Consider the following 14262-nt stretch of genomic DNA (forward strand, 5'->3'; position numbering starts at 1 on the left):
AAGCGTTCCCCCCATCCGCCCTTCGGGCACCTTCCCCCGCTGGCGGGGGAAGGAATCGGCAACCTCGATGCTGCGCGTTGTGGTTGCCGTTCAGGCAAGGTGGCGTGGTGCGCTTCGCCAGAGGAGTGCGCGGAATGGCCCGAGCAGCAGCACGCCCATGCCCAGCTTCACCGCCAGATCGCCTGCCGCCCAACTCACCCATGGCAATGCCGCGCCGGCAAAGGCCACGCTCCAGAAGATCGCCGTATCCAGGGTGGCGCTGCAGGCAGTGGCCACGATCGGCGCGCGCCACCAGCTGCCGGCGCGCAGCCGGTCGAACACGCTGATGTCGAGCAGCTGCGCCGCGATGAAGGCCGTACACGAAGCGGCCGCGATGCGTGGCGTCGCCAGCCACACCGACAACGCCACCGCCAGCGCGAATCCGCACCAGGCCACCGTTCGCGCCGCGCGCGGGCCGAAGCGACGATTGATCAGGTTGCTGATCAGAAAGGCCAGCGGATACGAGAACGCACCCCAGGTCAGCCAGGCGTTGATCGGATACCGCACCAGAACGTTGGACAGCAACACCACCGCACCCATCGCCAGCACCGCGCAGGTCAGAGCGCGGGCGGTGAGCGGTGCGAACGGGGGAGCGGGCATGGTGGGCATGGCGACGACCGGCGGGCGAGGCGCCGATTATCCGCATGGCGCCCAGCCCGGACCAGCCCAACAACCCGCGGAAGGAGCGCACCCAGGCGCGAGAAGCTTTACCCATGACACCCGCCGGTCACGCAGCCATCGAGACCGCCCAGCGCAGCAACCTGCTGTAGGAGTGCACCCGGGCGCGACGGGCCTTGCCGATAACACCCGTCGCGCCCGGGTGCGCCTGCAAAACTGGCAAGGACGCTGAAGAGCCGGCGCACCGTGATCGCAGCGAACAGTGGCCGTGGACTCATCTGGCAACAGCGCACTCAGCGATCGGCAGGTGCATGTCGCATGCCTGCAGCACCGCGATACGCCACACCTGCCAGCACCAGCACGGCCAATGCGCACAGCCAGCCAAACAGATCGCCCACACGGGTATACAGCGTTGGCAGCTGTGACCCCACCGGTACGCTGACCAGCATGCTGGTACCCGGCAGCGGCGCACTGGCGGTCTGTGCGAGCACGCGGCCATGTGCATCGCTGACGATCAACCATCCCTCGCGCGCATTGCGAGCCACTGCATAGCCGTTTTCCACCCCGCGCAGCACGGTCATGTGCGCCGACATCCACGCATCGCGATAGGCGAAATCCCACGCCGGCACCAACATCATCGCCGCATTGCGCTGACCGTTGGCGCGTGCGAGCCGCGCGAACATCATGTCCTTGCAGATGGCCAGACCGAACCGCGCATCGCCGATGGCATGCAGCGCGTACGCCGTGCCGCTCGCGTACGCCTGCGCGCGTTCGGGCGGTGCGAGGAAATGCTTGTCATAGTTCAGCACCCGCTGCCCAGCGGGATCGAACAGCCATGCCAGGTTGTGGGGGTGTGAGCCGTGTTCGGCGATCCCCACCACCAGCCATAGCCCATGCGCGCGGGCCAGCGCCGCGAAGTGCGCTTGCCAGCGTGCCAGCTCTGCCGGCGGCAGCACGGCGATCTTTTCCGGCAGCACCACGATCTGTGCGCCTTGCGCAGCCAGTTCGCCGATCATCGCATCGTAGCGGTCGCGAATGGGACGCCAATACGTCGGCGTGGCCACTGCATTGATGGGCTCGTCGATGGAGGCCAGGCCGATCTTCGTCGGGGTGCCTGCCGGCGGTGTCTGCAGACGCCACAGGCCACCACCGGTGCCCGCCGCCAGGACCAGGAGTACCGCACCTGCCAGCGCCACCGGGCGCTGCACCCGGTGGCCGCGCCACAGCAGCACTGCCAGCAGCGATGGCAGCAGGCACAGCACGAACAGCAGGCCGGACACGCCGGCCACTGCGGTGAGTTGCAGCAACGGCAGGACCGCCGCCTGCGTGTAGGCAGGGCTGCCCCAATTGCCATCGGGCAGTAGCTGGGCCATCAACAGATCCACGGTGACCCATACCAGCGGGTAGGCCAGCACGCTCCAGCCGGTGCGCAGGCGTTGCACCAGTGCGCGCGTGGTCATCACGACGACATACCAGAGCGCGCCGACGCCGCAGGTAGCCAGCACCGCTGCCGGGAGCGGCATCACCAGGTCGAAATAGGATGCATAGCGCGTGGCCGCCAACAGGGTGGCGATCGCCACCGCTACCCGCGCCTGCCCAGTGCGTTGGATCGACAAGGCCAACCACAACAGCGGCACTGGTGCCAGCCACACCCACCACCATGCAGGGGCGAGGCCCACCCCCAACCACAGCGCAGCACCGGCGGCGAGCGAGACCGGCAACAGGCGTGAGGGTGGCATCGCAGTGTGTTGCATGATCGGTCCGGTGACGAGCGTGGCACGCAGTGTGTGCAAGTCTGCCGATCACGCAGCAGTGTCATCAGTCATTGTTGGCAGGATGCCGCCGTCGCACGCATTGAAGCAGCTCGCAGTCGGCAGGCATCGCTGCGAGTCATCGTCCGTAGGCGGTAGACGTCTCGTGCGCGATGGTGCCGCGCCTGCATGATCGGCGCATCGCGTCGTGCGTGGCGACTGCAGCCGCAGCCAGCGTTTGCGCAACGGTCGGCGCATCACGCGCGACGACACTTCTCCTCGATCGACTGCGTTGCGCGAGCCGCCTGCAGCTGGATTCCGTGTCGATTGACTGCTGTGGTCGTGTTCCAGACGCCAGTGCGCCGCGTATGAGTCATCGCCACAGGCGCGCACGCACCTGCTCGGCGATGCGCGCGGTTTCGCGCACCGGCGCGATGTCGGTTTCGGCGCCAAGCAGTGCATCGACGGCATGCAGCCGTTGGCGGTGGCGCAGCGACTGCAGGTAGCTGCCGACCCGGCCGCTTGCGCAGTCGCCGAAGGCGGCCGCCACCGGCACGCGCGTGGCGCAGGCTTCGGAGAGCAGGTTGACCGAATCGGCGGTGGCCACGATCGCGTCGGCCCAGCCCAGCAGGCCGGCATACGGGTTGGGGCCGTCGCGTTCATCGCACCACAGCAGATGCGGCAATCTGGCGCAGGCCGCACGCAGCGGGGCGAATGCCTCGACCGGGGTGCGGCGCGAGGTGGTGACCAGCAGGCTGCCGCCGAGCGCGCGCAATTGGGCGCTCAGGTGGGTGCACAGCGCCGCCAGCGCCGGTGACGTCCACGGAACCTGCGCGGTGGGTCCGCCGATCAGCAATGCCAGCCGTGGGCCTGGCAGCCGGCCGGGTGCGGGGAAGGCCGTGCGCCCGGCCGCCAGCCAGGCATCGTCCACCGGATGCAGGCTGCCGAGCAGGGTGAGCACGTTGCTGCCGCGCAGCGCATCGTGCTCGGGCACGATCAGCAGGTCCCAGTGATGCGGCGCCAGCCGTGGATCCAGGATCTGCACGCTGCGGCTGCCACGGGCACGCAGCAGCCGGGTGGCCAATGCTGCCTGCCGGCCGCAACCGATGGCCAGCGCCGGCGGCTGTTGCTGCAGCCGGGCGAACGCTGCGCCAAACGCCTGTTGCGCACCGGGCAGCCGCCGCGGCGCCAGCCAGCGCCAGGGCGCCAGGGCCTGCAGATGCAGGGGCTGGAACACTTCGGGCTGCAGCGCGCGCGCCAGGGCTTCGGCCTGGCGCGCATTGCCGGCGCGGCCATCGCTCAGCGCCCAGGTCACCGGCATCGTTTCACATCCGACATAGATTTGTTTCAGATTGCATGCGTGTGGCGGCAATCGCGCCACTCTACACTGGCACTCTTCACACTGGCGCCGATGCCGCAGCCGACCGTCGCGCCGTTCCCCCTTCGTCAGGAGTGCCCATGTCCGATTCGCTCAACGCCGCCGCACTGGACCAGCTGTTCCGTACCGCCCGCACGCAGAACGCGTTTGCCGACACGCCGGTCAGCCAGGAGCTGCTGCGCGAGCTCTACGAGCTGGTCAAGTGGGGCCCCACGGCCGCCAACAGCGGCCCGGCGCGTTTCGTGTTCGTGACCAGCGCCAAAGGCAAGGCCAAGCTCAAGCCGGCACTGTCCGAAGGCAATGCCGCCAAGACCCTGGCCGCGCCGGTGACGGTGATCGTGGCGCATGACGAGGACTTCCACGAAAAGCTGCCGTATCTGTTCCCGCATGCCGATGCGAAGAGCTGGTTCGATGGCCCGCGCGAGGGGCGCGCCGAGTCGGCGTTCCGCAACGGCTCGCTGCAGGGCGCCTACCTGATCCTGGCCGCGCGTGCGCTGGGGCTGGATGCCGGCCCGATGTCCGGCTTCGACAACGCCAAGGTGGATGCGGCGTTCTTCGCCGGCACGCCGATCAAATCCAATTTCCTGGTCAATCTCGGCTACGGCGATCCGTCGGCGGTGTTCCCGCGCCTGCCGCGCCTGAGCTTCGAGGAGGCCGCGCGGTTCGAATGATGCCGGCATGGGTGGCGCGCTGCCTCGCTGCAGTGCGCTGCCAGCCAGGCGGCTGGCCGTGGCGCGTGGGTGTTGCTTGCGCTGCGTGCTTGTCCGGCCGGTGGCCGGTCGTTAGGGTGGTTGCGTCGCCCCGGTGTGCCCGTTTCAGGTTTCATGCAGTCCTCGTCCGTCTGCGTTTGTCCCACCCGCGTTCTCCGACGCGTCTCTCATCCCATGGAGTTTCAATGAAGACCACCCACAAGCTGTTGCTGCCGCTCGCTCTGACCGTTGCCATCGCCGCCTGCTCCAAGCCGGCCGACAACGCCGGCGCGCCCGCTGCCGAAACGCCGGCGGCGACCGCCCCGGCCGAGACTGCAGCCGCCCCGGCGCCTGCGGCTGCCGAAGCGGCCGCATCCACCGCGCCGGCGGTGCAGGTGGCGTCCGGCACCTACACCCTGGACCCGACCCACACCGACGTGATCGCGCAGTGGAGCCACTTCGGCTTCTCCAACCCGAGCGCGCACTTCGGCAATGTCGACGGCACCCTGGTGTACGACGCCGCCGACGTGACCAAGTCCACCGTGCAGGTCACGCTGCCGCTGTCCGGCCTGAACAGCTTCACCGCCAAGTTCGACGAACACCTGAAGAGCGGGGACTTCTTCGATGCGGCCAAGTTCCCGACTGCCACCTTCAAGAGCACCAAGGTCGAAGCGGCCGGCAACAACAAGCTCACCGTCACCGGCGACCTGACCATCAAGGACCAGACCAAGCCGGTGGTATTGGACGTCACCCTCAACGGTGCCGGCGAGCACCCCATGAAGAAGGTCCCGGCTGCCGGCTTCGACGCCACCACCACGATCAAGCGCAGCGATTTCGGCGTGGGCCAGTACGCGCCCAACGTCAGCGACGAGGTCAAGATCCGCATCACCACCGAGGCCCTGCAGGCCAAGGCGGGCGATGCTGCTGCCGCGAAGTAACTCCCGCGCAGAGCGCGGCATCGGTGCACGCAATGGCCCGATGCCGCAACGCGAGAGCCCGCCATCCGGCGGGCTTTTGCTTGTATACGCAGCGCGCTTTGTCATTCCGGCGAATGCGTGATCGATGAACTCACCAACAAGATGCGGCCATCACGGGAAAGCCCTGTCGCGCCCGGGTGCGCTCCGGCGGCAGGATGCTGCACGCCAGGAATGGCAGCGAGCATGCCGGCTTGTGTAGGAGCGGCCCTGGTCGCGAACGCGTGACCGATAGACCCGCCGCCAAGGCACGTTATCGCGATGAAACCGCAATCCGCTCGGGCGCGCTCCGGCAAGAAGCGCGCGTAGCGCATCACTCCTCTGCGGAATGCGCCTTCCAGTAACCCTTGGCGCGGATCCAGTCCTTGTCCACGCCCAAGTGTTCTTCGATGAACTTGCGCATGGCACGCGTGCGCATCGACTCGGCACCGATCCAGTAGAAGGTGTCGCCATCGTGCGGCTCGTAGTCGCGGAGGCTGTCTTCCAGCAAGGTGCTGCTGGCCGCGTCGAAGCCGTTGCGTTCGAGCCAGTACACATCCACGTCGGCGGCGCTCAGCAGTTCCTGGCGTTCGGCTGCATCGGCCACTTCGATGAATACTTCGGCATGCATGTCCGCCGGCATCGCCTCGAGCCATCGGCCGATCGCCGGCAGCGCGGTTTCGTCGCCGATCAGGACGTAGTGGTCGTAGTCGTCGGCCACCAGGAACGAGCCGCGCGGGCCGCCGATGCACAGCGCATCGCCTGGCTGCGCTTGCGCGGCCCAACTGGTCGCCACGCCATCGCCGTGCAGCACGAAGTCGATGCTCAGCTCGCCACTTTGCGGGTCGAACAGGCGCGGGGTGTAGTCGCGGCTGGCCGAGGGGAGCGCGCCCTCGGGGTAACGCGGTCCTTCCGGCGTCATCGTCGGCAACACAAAGGCGCCATCGGCATTGGGGAAGAACAGTTTGACGTGATCGTCCGGCGCCTCGCTCTGGAAGCCGGCCAACGCGCTGCCGCCGAACACGACGCGACGCATCTGCGGCGTGATCGATTCGCAGCGCACCACCTGCACGGTACGCAGGCGCGGGTCGCGGCGGAGTTGGGTGTTGGTATGTGCAGCCATGAAGTGGGAGTCCTGTGGGTACCGTTTGGCGATACGGCTGTTCGCGATACGGCGTGGGGAGTGGAGTGATGAAACACGATGAAGGTCGAAATCGATGGCGTCACAGGCGCAACAGCCAAGGCAGTGCCTATCCTTCTCCCCTCGGGAGAAGCTGCCGCGCAGCGGCGGATGAGGGTGCGCGCGAAGCCTCATGTGGTTGCAACGATGCAGATGCGTCGCTTGCTACGTTCACTGCAGTGCGTTGTTGCTCGCTGCGCGAGCGCTTGCGGCAATCGCCTCGAACCACAGCGCGTCTGGCGCGCATTCCATGTCAGGAGGCCCACAGCCGCCGCCGACCGCGTCCCGGGCCCGCGCAGGCTGGAAAGACACAGGCGGCAAACACACGCGCTCACGCACCGTCTTGCTCCATGCCGTCGGCGGCGGCGTTGAGCAGGGCGGCGATGCGTGCGGTTTCGGCATCGCTCCATTGCCCGTGCCGTGAAAACAGGCTGTGCTTGATGCGGTGGATCGCGTCGCGGATCGGGGCGGGGGTTTGCGCCTTGATCAACTCGCGCGCACGCCGTTGGCTGCGTGCGTGCGCGGCATCCAGCGCATCGCGTTGCTCGCCGGCATAGCGCAACCCTGCGTCGCTGATCCGATAACGCTTGCGGCCTTGCTGGGCTTCGGCCTGCACCAGCCCGTCCGATTCCAGTTGCGCCAACACCGGATAGATCGCGCCGGCGCTGGGCGTGTACAGCCCTTTGAAGAGTGCGGCGATCTGCCGCATCAGTTCGTAGCCATGGCGCGGCTGCTGTTCGATCAGTGCCAGTACCAGCAGGCGCAGATCGCCATGTTCCAGTGGCCGGGCACGGGGATCGCTGCGCCCTGATGAAAGGCGTGGGAGTGCATCCAGTTCGGCAAGGCTGCGATGGGCGGGGGGCATTGTATTCGATATATCGAATCCTGCAGAAACGATATATCGAAGTTGCTGCATCCGCAAGTGCGTCGGGTCTGCCAGCCGCCAGCCGCCTCGCCGGGTTCCGATGTTGCATCGCGTCTAGACAGGGTTGATCGTCGTAATTACGATGTAATTACATAGACATTACGGGTTCGCCCGGTAAGGCAACGCGCATGAGTCCACAGTGGGACACTCAGGCCGAGAGTCGACGCCTGCGCCTGCAGCGCGCCGCCGCGCTCGCACCGCGCGGGCGGGTGGTGGCCGCCGAGGACGTGGTCGCGTTGCTGGAGGCGGTGATCGAGCCGGGCGACCGCGTGTGTCTGGAAGGCAACAACCAGAAGCAGGCCGATTTCCTGGCGCGCTGTCTTACCGAAGTGGATCCGGCGCGCGTGCACGACCTGCACATGGTGCAATCGGTGCTGTCGCTGGCCGCGCATCTGGATGTGTTCGAACGCGGCATCGCCAAGCGGCTGGATTTTTCGTTCTCCGGCCCGCAGGCCGCGCGCCTGGCCGGGCTGGTGAGTGAAGGCCGCATCGAGATCGGCGCCATTCACACCTATCTGGAGCTGTTTGGCCGCTACTTCATCGACCTGACCCCGCGCATCGCGCTGGTCACCGCGCAGGCGGCCGACCGCCACGGCAATCTCTACACGGGCCCCAATACCGAAGACACCCCGGTGATCGTGGAGGCCACCGCGTTCAAGGGCGGCATCGTGATTGCGCAGGTCAACGAGATCGTGGACACGCTGCCGCGCGTGGACATCCCGGCCGACTGGGTGGACTTCGTCACCCAGGCGCCCAAGCCCTCCTACATCGAACCACTGTTCACCCGCGACCCAGCGCAGATCTCCGAGATCCAGGTGCTGATGGCAATGATGGCCATCAAGGGCATCTACGCCGAATACGGCGTGCAGCGGCTCAACCATGGCATCGGCTTCGACACCGCTGCGATCGAACTGCTGCTGCCCACCTACGCCGAATCGCTTGGGCTGAAGGGCAGGATCTGCCGGCACTGGGCGCTCAATCCGCATCCGGCGCTGATCCCGGCGATCGAATCGGGCTTCGTGGAATCGGTGCATTCGTTCGGCTCGGAATTGGGCATGGAGGCCTACATCGCCGCGCGCCCAGATGTGTTCTTCGCCGGTGCCGACGGCAGCATGCGTTCCAACCGCGCGCTGTCGCAGACGGCCGGCCTGTATGCCTGCGACATGTTCATCGGCTCCACCCTGCAGATCGATCTGCAGGGCAACAGCTCCACCGCCACGCGCGACCGCATTGCCGGTTTCGGTGGTGCGCCCAACATGGGATCGGATGCGCGCGGCCGCCGGCATGCCAGCGATGCCTGGCTCAAGGCCGGGCGCGAAGCCGCACGGCCGGGCGAGATGCCGCGCGGGCGCAAGCTGGTGGTGCAGATGGTGGAAACCTTCCGCGAGCACATGGCGCCTGCGTTCGTCGACAGGCTCGACGCCTGGGAGCTGGCCGAGCGGGCCAACCTGCCGTTGCCGCCGGTGATGATCTACGGCGACGACGTCAGCCATGTGCTGACCGAAGAAGGCATCGCCAACCTGCTGTTGTGCCGCACACCGCAAGAGCGCGAACAGGCGATCCGTGGCGTGTCCGGCTACACCGCCGTCGGCCTGGGCCGCGACAAACGCGCGGTCGAAAACCTGCGCGATCGCGGCGTCATCAAACGGCCGGAAGACCTGGGCATCCGGCCGCGCGATGCCACCCGTGATCTGCTCGCCGCGCGCACGGTCAAGGATCTGGTGCGCTGGTCCGGCGGCTTGTACGACCCCCCGAAACGTTTTCGCAACTGGTAAGGGCACGGCATGGAAACCCTTCGTTATCGTTTCGACGGCCAGCGCAGTGCGCGCACGGGTCTGGAGCATGCGCTGGTGGGCGTGGTCGCCTCTGGCAACCTGGAAGTGCTGGTCGAGCGCGTGCCGCTGGATGGCGCGATGGAGATCGAGATCCTCACCGCCGCGCGTGGTTTCGGCGCGATCTGGCAGGCGGTACTGGACGATTTTGCCGCGCGCCATCCGCTGCGCGATGTACGCATCAGCATCAACGACGTCGGCGCCACCCCGGCGGTCGTGCGCCTACGCCTGGACCAGGCGCTGGACGTGTTGCAAGGAGCGGACGCATGAGCCAACCCGTCTCTCCCGTAGCAACCCTCCCGCGCGCGATGGGCCTTCGCGTCGATGCCCGAATCGCGCCCAGGTGCGTTTCTGCGCATGCCATCCGGAGCCGCGCATGAGCACCACCATCCCCATGGCCGAACGCAGCTACTACGAAGCCGATGCCCGCGAGCGTCTCGATGGGTTGCTGGATGCCGGCAGCTTCCGCGAATTCGTCGGCCCGCGCCGTCGCCTGATCAGTCCGCACCTGGCGCAACTGGAGACCCCCGGCGCCTTCGATGACGGCATCGTCGTCGGTGAAGGCACGTTGCGTGGGCGCAAGGTCCTGATCGCCGCGCAGCAGGGCGCCTTCATGGGCGGCGGCGTCGGCGAGGTGCACGGCGCCAAGCTCACCGGCCTGCTGGAACGTGCAGCCGCCACCCGGCCCGATGCGGTGCTGCTGCTGCTCGATACCGGCGGCGTGCGTCTGCATGAAGCCAACGCCGGCCTGATCGCCATCTCCGAGGTGATGCGCGCCACCTTGCATGCGCGCGGCGCCGGCATCCCGGTCCTGGCGCTGATCGGCAGCGGCAACGGCGCCTTCGGCGGCATGGGCATCGTGGCGCGCTGCTGCAGCGCGGTGATCATGTCCGAAGAGGGCCGCCTGTCGCTGTCCGGCCCGGACGTGATCGAGACCGTGCGTGGTGTGGAGGAATTCGATGCCCGTGACCGCGCGCTGGTATGGCGCGTCACCGGTGGCAAGCATCGCTACCTGCTCGGCGAGGCGCAGACCCTGGTGGCCGATCGCATCGCCGCGTTCGCCGAGGCCGCAGCCGGCACGTTGGACACGCTCGTCGAACCGACCGGCGATGCCGCACTGCAATCGCTGGAACGCGCGCATCAACAATTGTCTGCGCGCATCGAGGCCTACGGCGATTGCCGCGACGGGCTGGAGATCTGGAACCGTCAGGGTATCGCCGATGCGCAGCGGCTGCCGCTGCTGGACACCGACGCCTTTCTTGCCGCCACCGCGGACCGGAGCCTGCCATGGAACTGAGCCAGTTGCTTGACCAGCTGTTTCCGCTCGGTCACGCCATCGCGCGCAACCATGACGTGCTCAGCGGTAGCGCCACCACCGCCGCAGGCGAGGTCACGGTGATCGGCACCGCCAATCAGTTGGAAGTGGGTGTGGACCATGCGCTGGCGCTGGCCGCCAGCGTGCTGGCCAGCACCCGCGCCGCTCCACAGCAGCCGATCGTGATGCTGGTCGACACTGCCGGGCAGCGGCTCGCGCGGCGCGACGAGCTGCTCGGCATCAACGGCTATTTCGCGCACCTGGCGCGCGCACTGGAGCTGGCGCGTCAGCGCGGCGCACGCCTGGTCACCCTGGTCTATGGCGAAGCGGTCAGCGGCGGATTCCTGTCCTACGGCCTGATGGCCGATCGCATCCATGCCTTGCCGAGTGCGCAGGTGCGCGTGATGGACCTGCGCGCGATGGCGCGGGTGACCAAGCAATCGGTGGAGACCTTGCAGGCGCTGAGCCAGCACTCGCCGGTGTTCGCGCCGGGTGTGGAGAACTATGTGCGCATGGGCGCGGTGGACGCGCTGTGGGAGGGCGATCTGGCGCAGGCGCTGCTCGATGCCCTGGCCGCACCTGCCGAAGGCGACCGCCGTCGCCTGCGTGGCGCGCAACGCGGTGGCCGCACCCTGGCATGCGATGTCGCTGCCGCCGTGGCCGCAGGCGAGGCCTGACATGATCGGCCGCCACGCATTGGTGTGGTTGCGTCCTGCCGCGCAGTGGCAGGCGCTGACGCCGGGCGCGCAGCCACGGTTGCAGCAATGGTTCGCCGCCGGCCTGCCGGCGGTGGTGGCGCGGCGCAACGGCAGCGAGGCGCCAGGCGTGCTGCAATTGGGTGTGCCGCTGCCGCCTGGCGAAGCCAAACAGCGCCTGGCACTGACCGCGCGTGTTTGCGAGCTTGCACGCTGCACCGCACCGCTCGCATTGGAGACGGCGGTCGCGCACGCGCCGCAGGCGGCACAACCGGCATTGCAGGCATTGCTTGCGCACTGCCGTGCCCATGCGCTGCACCCACGGGTGTTCGGCAGCTACGCCTGGCAGGCCCTGACCGGCCTGGCCTATGTGCACGCACAATCGGATCTGGATCTGCTGTGGACCGTCGATACCGCCGAGCAGGCGCAGACGGTGGTGGCGCTGCTGCAGCGTTGGGAACGGCGCTACGGGCAGCGCGCCGATGGCGAACTGTTGCTGCCCGACGACATGGCGGTGAACTGGCGCGAATACGCCGGCAGCGCGCAACAGGTGCTGGTGAAATCCAGCACCAGCTGCCGCCTGCTGCCGCGGGCGAACTTGCTCCCGCTCTGGAGCGCAGCATGACGGTGCTGAAAGATCACGGGCGCCATCCCGGGACCATGGCAGTGCCACGCGCCGCTTTCTTGCAGGGCGACCTGATGCCGCCACCTGAGCCGACGCGGTGCCTGGCCTCCGCCCTCTCGTCCGATCCGACGGTTGCGGTTGCGGTTGCGCGCAGCGCAGCTCCCCGTCGTGCTGTCCCCGATCGTGGTCAGCGCGAAGTACCGGCTTCAGCGGCAGTCGCCAGACAACCTGCACGCCAGGGACGGCCAGTGCAGGCCGTCCAGTCGCGCGCAGCTGAGCGCCACCGCAGCGCCCATATCGCGATGCAGTGCATTCCGCTCCTGGGTCAGTCGAGCGCCAGCCCACTGGCTTATCGGCTCGGTCGTCTCGCCGTTGCCGCGCTGCATGCTGAGCTGGCCTGCGCTCCCAAGCCCGGCCTGGTCACGCCGTTCGACAGCGGCAGCCATACCGATATGGATGCGGCCATGTTTCTGCGCAGCCTGTTCGCGTTGCGCGGCTACTTCGTCGCCATTGCCCAGGCCGGCATCGACGATGCGCCGTTCGCGCGGCTGCGCGATCTGGGCATCGCCGCCGAAGCGGCCATGCAACGCGCCACCGGCGGCGTCAATACCCACCGCGGTGCCATTTTCAGTCTTGGCCTGCTGACCGCGCAGGCTGCACGCCTGCATGCCGCATCCGATCGGCCGGCCGATGCCGACGCTGTCTGCAAGGGCGTGCAGGTCTGGCGGCAGGCCTTGCTCACCGCACCGCTGGATCCGCACAGCAATGGCCAGCGCATGCGTGCGCTGCACAAGGTGGCCGGTGTGCGCGAGCAGGCCGCGATGGGTTATCCGGTATTGCGCGAGGTGGCGCTGCCGACCCTGCGCGCCACCCTGCAGGCCGGCGGCACGCAGCAGGCCGCGCTCAGCCAGACCTTGATGCAGTTGATCGCATGCGTGGACGATCTCAACCTGTTGCATCGGGGCGGCGCCGATGGGCTCGCCTACGCCAAGGCTCAGGCGCTGCGTTTTCTTGCCGATGGCGGCACTGCGCAACCGAACTGGCACCAACGGCTGAGCGCGATCGGCGCAGGCTTCGTCGAACGCCGGCTCAGCCCCGGCGGCAGCGCCGATCTGCTGGCCTGCGCATGGTTCCTGCACGGTCAGCAGCGTCTATGAGCAGCCACACGTCTCCGCCGGCCGTCGCACGAATTGCCACCCTTCTCCCGTCCACGGCAGAAGGTGCCCGAAGGGCGGATGAGGGCAGCTCCAGCAGTCATCATCAAATCAACCGTAGCCAGGCGAGCGCATGAGCCTGGCCATCCTCTGCCCAGGCCAAGGTGGCCAGCACCCGGACATGTTCGCGCGGCTCACCGAGGTGCCCGCTGCGGCTGCCGTGCTTGCAGGTGCCGAAGATGTCCTCGGCGCAGCACCGCAGACGCTGGCCGCCGATCCGGGCCGTTACGCCAACGCCGTCGCCCAGCCACTGGTCTGCGCCGGCATCCTTGCGCAGTGGCAACTGCTGCGCGACCAGTTGCCGACACCACTGATGGCGCTGGGCTACAGCGTCGGCGAACTCGCCGCGCATGCGGTGGCCGGCAGCATCGACATCGCCACCTGCCTGCGGCTGGCAGCCACCCGCGCCCGCCTGATGGACGACGCCAGCCCCGAGCACGCGGGCCTGATGGCGGTACTCGGCCTGCCGCTCGCCACGCTCCACCGCCTGTGCGACACCCACGGCGCTGCATTGGCCATCGTCAACGGCGACGACCACGCCGTACTGGGAGGCCCGCGCGCGGCCTTGCAGGCGCTAGGCGACGACGCACAGGCGCGTGGCGCACGCAGCAGCCTGCTGCCGGTCAGTGTGCCGGCGCACACGCCGTGGTTGCGCGCCGCAGCCGATGCCTTCGCGATCGAGCTGAGCAAGACGACGCTGCGCACGCCAGCGCTGCGTGTGCTCGCCGGTATCGATGCGCGTGCGATCACCGCGCCGGCGCAACTCATCGACAGCCTGTCCGCGCAGATCGCGCAGACCGTGCGCTGGCACGACGTGCTGGCGCAATCCGCCGAGCGCGGTGCGCGCGTCTATCTCGAACTCGGCCCCGGCAGTGCATTGGCGCGCATGGCGCGCGAAACGGTGCCGGGCTGCGAGGCGCGCGCGGTGGACGAGTTCCATAGCACCCGAGGGGTGGTGGAGTGGGTGACCGCCGCGTGCGAACGCGCGGCATGACGATCGCGCAGGTGGTAGGCAGGGCGTGACCCTTGGATGGCGGGTGGCCATCCG

General features: G+C 68.1%; 14 protein-coding genes. 9 read left to right on the forward strand and 5 right to left on the reverse strand.

Annotated elements, in window-relative coordinates; translation table 11 throughout:
- Positions 1-90: 90 nt before the first annotated feature.
- From LL964_RS04530 to LL964_RS04540, 3 genes are all read right to left on the reverse strand, one after another.
- Positions 91-648 (reverse strand): VUT family protein, encoded by a 558-nt coding sequence (locus LL964_RS04530; RefSeq protein ID WP_104585981.1) that lies wholly within the window; start codon positions 646-648, stop codon positions 91-93.
- A 302-nt stretch (positions 649-950) separates the two neighbouring features.
- On the reverse strand, positions 951-2411 hold the full coding sequence (locus LL964_RS04535) for a carbon-nitrogen hydrolase family protein (protein ID WP_146092324.1): 1461 nt from the start codon (positions 2409-2411) through the stop codon (positions 951-953).
- 370 nt (positions 2412-2781) lie between these two features.
- Positions 2782-3729, reverse strand: coding sequence for a mitochondrial fission ELM1 family protein (locus LL964_RS04540; RefSeq protein ID WP_104585977.1), 948 nt, complete (start codon positions 3727-3729; stop codon positions 2782-2784).
- Between the two features lie 137 nt (positions 3730-3866).
- Here LL964_RS04540 and LL964_RS04545 point away from each other — a divergent pair, with 137 nt between their 5' ends.
- Positions 3867-4457: a malonic semialdehyde reductase gene (locus tag LL964_RS04545; protein ID WP_104585975.1), complete on the forward strand. Its 591-nt coding sequence runs from the start codon at positions 3867-3869 to the stop codon at positions 4455-4457.
- 224 nt (positions 4458-4681) lie between these two features.
- Positions 4682-5413, forward strand: a complete 732-nt coding sequence (locus LL964_RS04550) for a YceI family protein (protein ID WP_104585973.1) — start codon at positions 4682-4684, stop codon at positions 5411-5413.
- Positions 5414-5762: 349 nt separating this feature from the next.
- On the opposite strand, the gene LL964_RS04555 is transcribed toward LL964_RS04550, so the two are convergent.
- Together LL964_RS04555 and LL964_RS04560 are read right to left on the reverse strand one after the other, a co-directional pair.
- Positions 5763-6551, reverse strand: a complete 789-nt coding sequence (locus tag LL964_RS04555) for a siderophore-interacting protein (RefSeq protein WP_104585971.1) — start codon at positions 6549-6551, stop codon at positions 5763-5765.
- 388 nt (positions 6552-6939) lie between these two features.
- Positions 6940-7473, reverse strand: coding sequence for a PadR family transcriptional regulator (locus tag LL964_RS04560; RefSeq protein WP_104585969.1), 534 nt, complete (start codon positions 7471-7473; stop codon positions 6940-6942).
- Positions 7474-7661: 188 nt separating this feature from the next.
- On the opposite strand from LL964_RS04560, the gene mdcA reads away from it, so the two are divergent.
- The 7 genes from mdcA (at position 7662) to mdcH (ending at position 14208) form a co-directional block, all read left to right on the forward strand.
- A complete protein-coding gene (gene mdcA, locus LL964_RS04565; protein ID WP_104585967.1) occupies positions 7662-9308 on the forward strand; it encodes a malonate decarboxylase subunit alpha in 1647 nt (548 codons plus the stop codon).
- Positions 9309-9317: 9 nt separating this feature from the next.
- Positions 9318-9635, forward strand: coding sequence for a malonate decarboxylase acyl carrier protein (gene mdcC / locus LL964_RS04570; RefSeq protein ID WP_104585965.1), 318 nt, complete (start codon positions 9318-9320; stop codon positions 9633-9635).
- Positions 9636-9759: 124 nt separating this feature from the next.
- Positions 9760-10662, forward strand: a complete 903-nt coding sequence (locus tag LL964_RS04575; RefSeq protein WP_208621400.1) for a biotin-independent malonate decarboxylase subunit beta — start codon at positions 9760-9762, stop codon at positions 10660-10662.
- Complete coding sequence (gene mdcE, locus LL964_RS04580) at positions 10653-11357, forward strand: biotin-independent malonate decarboxylase subunit gamma (protein ID WP_104585961.1); 705 nt, start codon at positions 10653-10655, stop codon at positions 11355-11357. The genes LL964_RS04575 and mdcE overlap by 10 nt, the downstream gene beginning before the upstream one ends.
- Position 11358: 1 nt before the next feature.
- On the forward strand, positions 11359-12000 hold the full coding sequence (gene mdcG / locus LL964_RS04585) for a malonate decarboxylase holo-[acyl-carrier-protein] synthase (RefSeq protein WP_104586473.1): 642 nt from the start codon (positions 11359-11361) through the stop codon (positions 11998-12000).
- A gap of 302 nt (positions 12001-12302) precedes the next feature.
- The gene (gene mdcB, locus LL964_RS04590; protein ID WP_228329379.1) at positions 12303-13157 is read left to right on the forward strand and encodes a triphosphoribosyl-dephospho-CoA synthase MdcB; all 855 of its coding nucleotides are present in this window, start codon (positions 12303-12305) and stop codon (positions 13155-13157) included.
- Positions 13158-13287: 130 nt separating this feature from the next.
- Positions 13288-14208, forward strand: coding sequence for a malonate decarboxylase subunit epsilon (gene mdcH, locus LL964_RS04595; RefSeq protein ID WP_104585959.1), 921 nt, complete (start codon positions 13288-13290; stop codon positions 14206-14208).
- The last annotated feature ends 54 nt before the right edge of the window (positions 14209-14262 follow it).

This window comes from Xanthomonas melonis (genome assembly GCF_020783655.1).
GTDB lineage: Bacteria > Pseudomonadota > Gammaproteobacteria > Xanthomonadales > Xanthomonadaceae > Xanthomonas > Xanthomonas melonis.

Bases quoted from the DNA above. Each gene is read 5' to 3' on its own strand.
- LL964_RS04530 (WP_104585981.1), bottom strand. From the start codon at position 648: ATGCCCACCATGCCCGCTCCCCCGTTCGCACCGCTCACCGCCCGCGCT.
- mdcG (WP_104586473.1), top strand. From the start codon at position 11,359: ATGATCGGCCGCCACGCATTGGTGTGGTTGCGTCCTGCCGCGCAGTGG.
- mdcH (WP_104585959.1), top strand. From the start codon at position 13,288: ATGAGCCTGGCCATCCTCTGCCCAGGCCAAGGTGGCCAGCACCCGGAC.
- mdcA (WP_104585967.1), top strand. From the start codon at position 7,662: ATGAGTCCACAGTGGGACACTCAGGCCGAGAGTCGACGCCTGCGCCTG.
- LL964_RS04555 (WP_104585971.1), bottom strand. From the start codon at position 6,551: ATGGCTGCACATACCAACACCCAACTCCGCCGCGACCCGCGCCTGCGT.
- LL964_RS04540 (WP_104585977.1), bottom strand. From the start codon at position 3,729: ATGCCGGTGACCTGGGCGCTGAGCGATGGCCGCGCCGGCAATGCGCGC.
- mdcB (WP_228329379.1), top strand. From the start codon at position 12,303: ATGCAGTGCATTCCGCTCCTGGGTCAGTCGAGCGCCAGCCCACTGGCT.
- LL964_RS04575 (WP_208621400.1), top strand. From the start codon at position 9,760: ATGGCCGAACGCAGCTACTACGAAGCCGATGCCCGCGAGCGTCTCGAT.
- LL964_RS04535 (WP_146092324.1), bottom strand. From the start codon at position 2,411: ATGCAACACACTGCGATGCCACCCTCACGCCTGTTGCCGGTCTCGCTC.
- LL964_RS04560 (WP_104585969.1), bottom strand. From the start codon at position 7,473: ATGCCCCCCGCCCATCGCAGCCTTGCCGAACTGGATGCACTCCCACGC.
- mdcC (WP_104585965.1), top strand. From the start codon at position 9,318: ATGGAAACCCTTCGTTATCGTTTCGACGGCCAGCGCAGTGCGCGCACG.
- LL964_RS04545 (WP_104585975.1), top strand. From the start codon at position 3,867: ATGTCCGATTCGCTCAACGCCGCCGCACTGGACCAGCTGTTCCGTACC.
- mdcE (WP_104585961.1), top strand. From the start codon at position 10,653: ATGGAACTGAGCCAGTTGCTTGACCAGCTGTTTCCGCTCGGTCACGCC.
- LL964_RS04550 (WP_104585973.1), top strand. From the start codon at position 4,682: ATGAAGACCACCCACAAGCTGTTGCTGCCGCTCGCTCTGACCGTTGCC.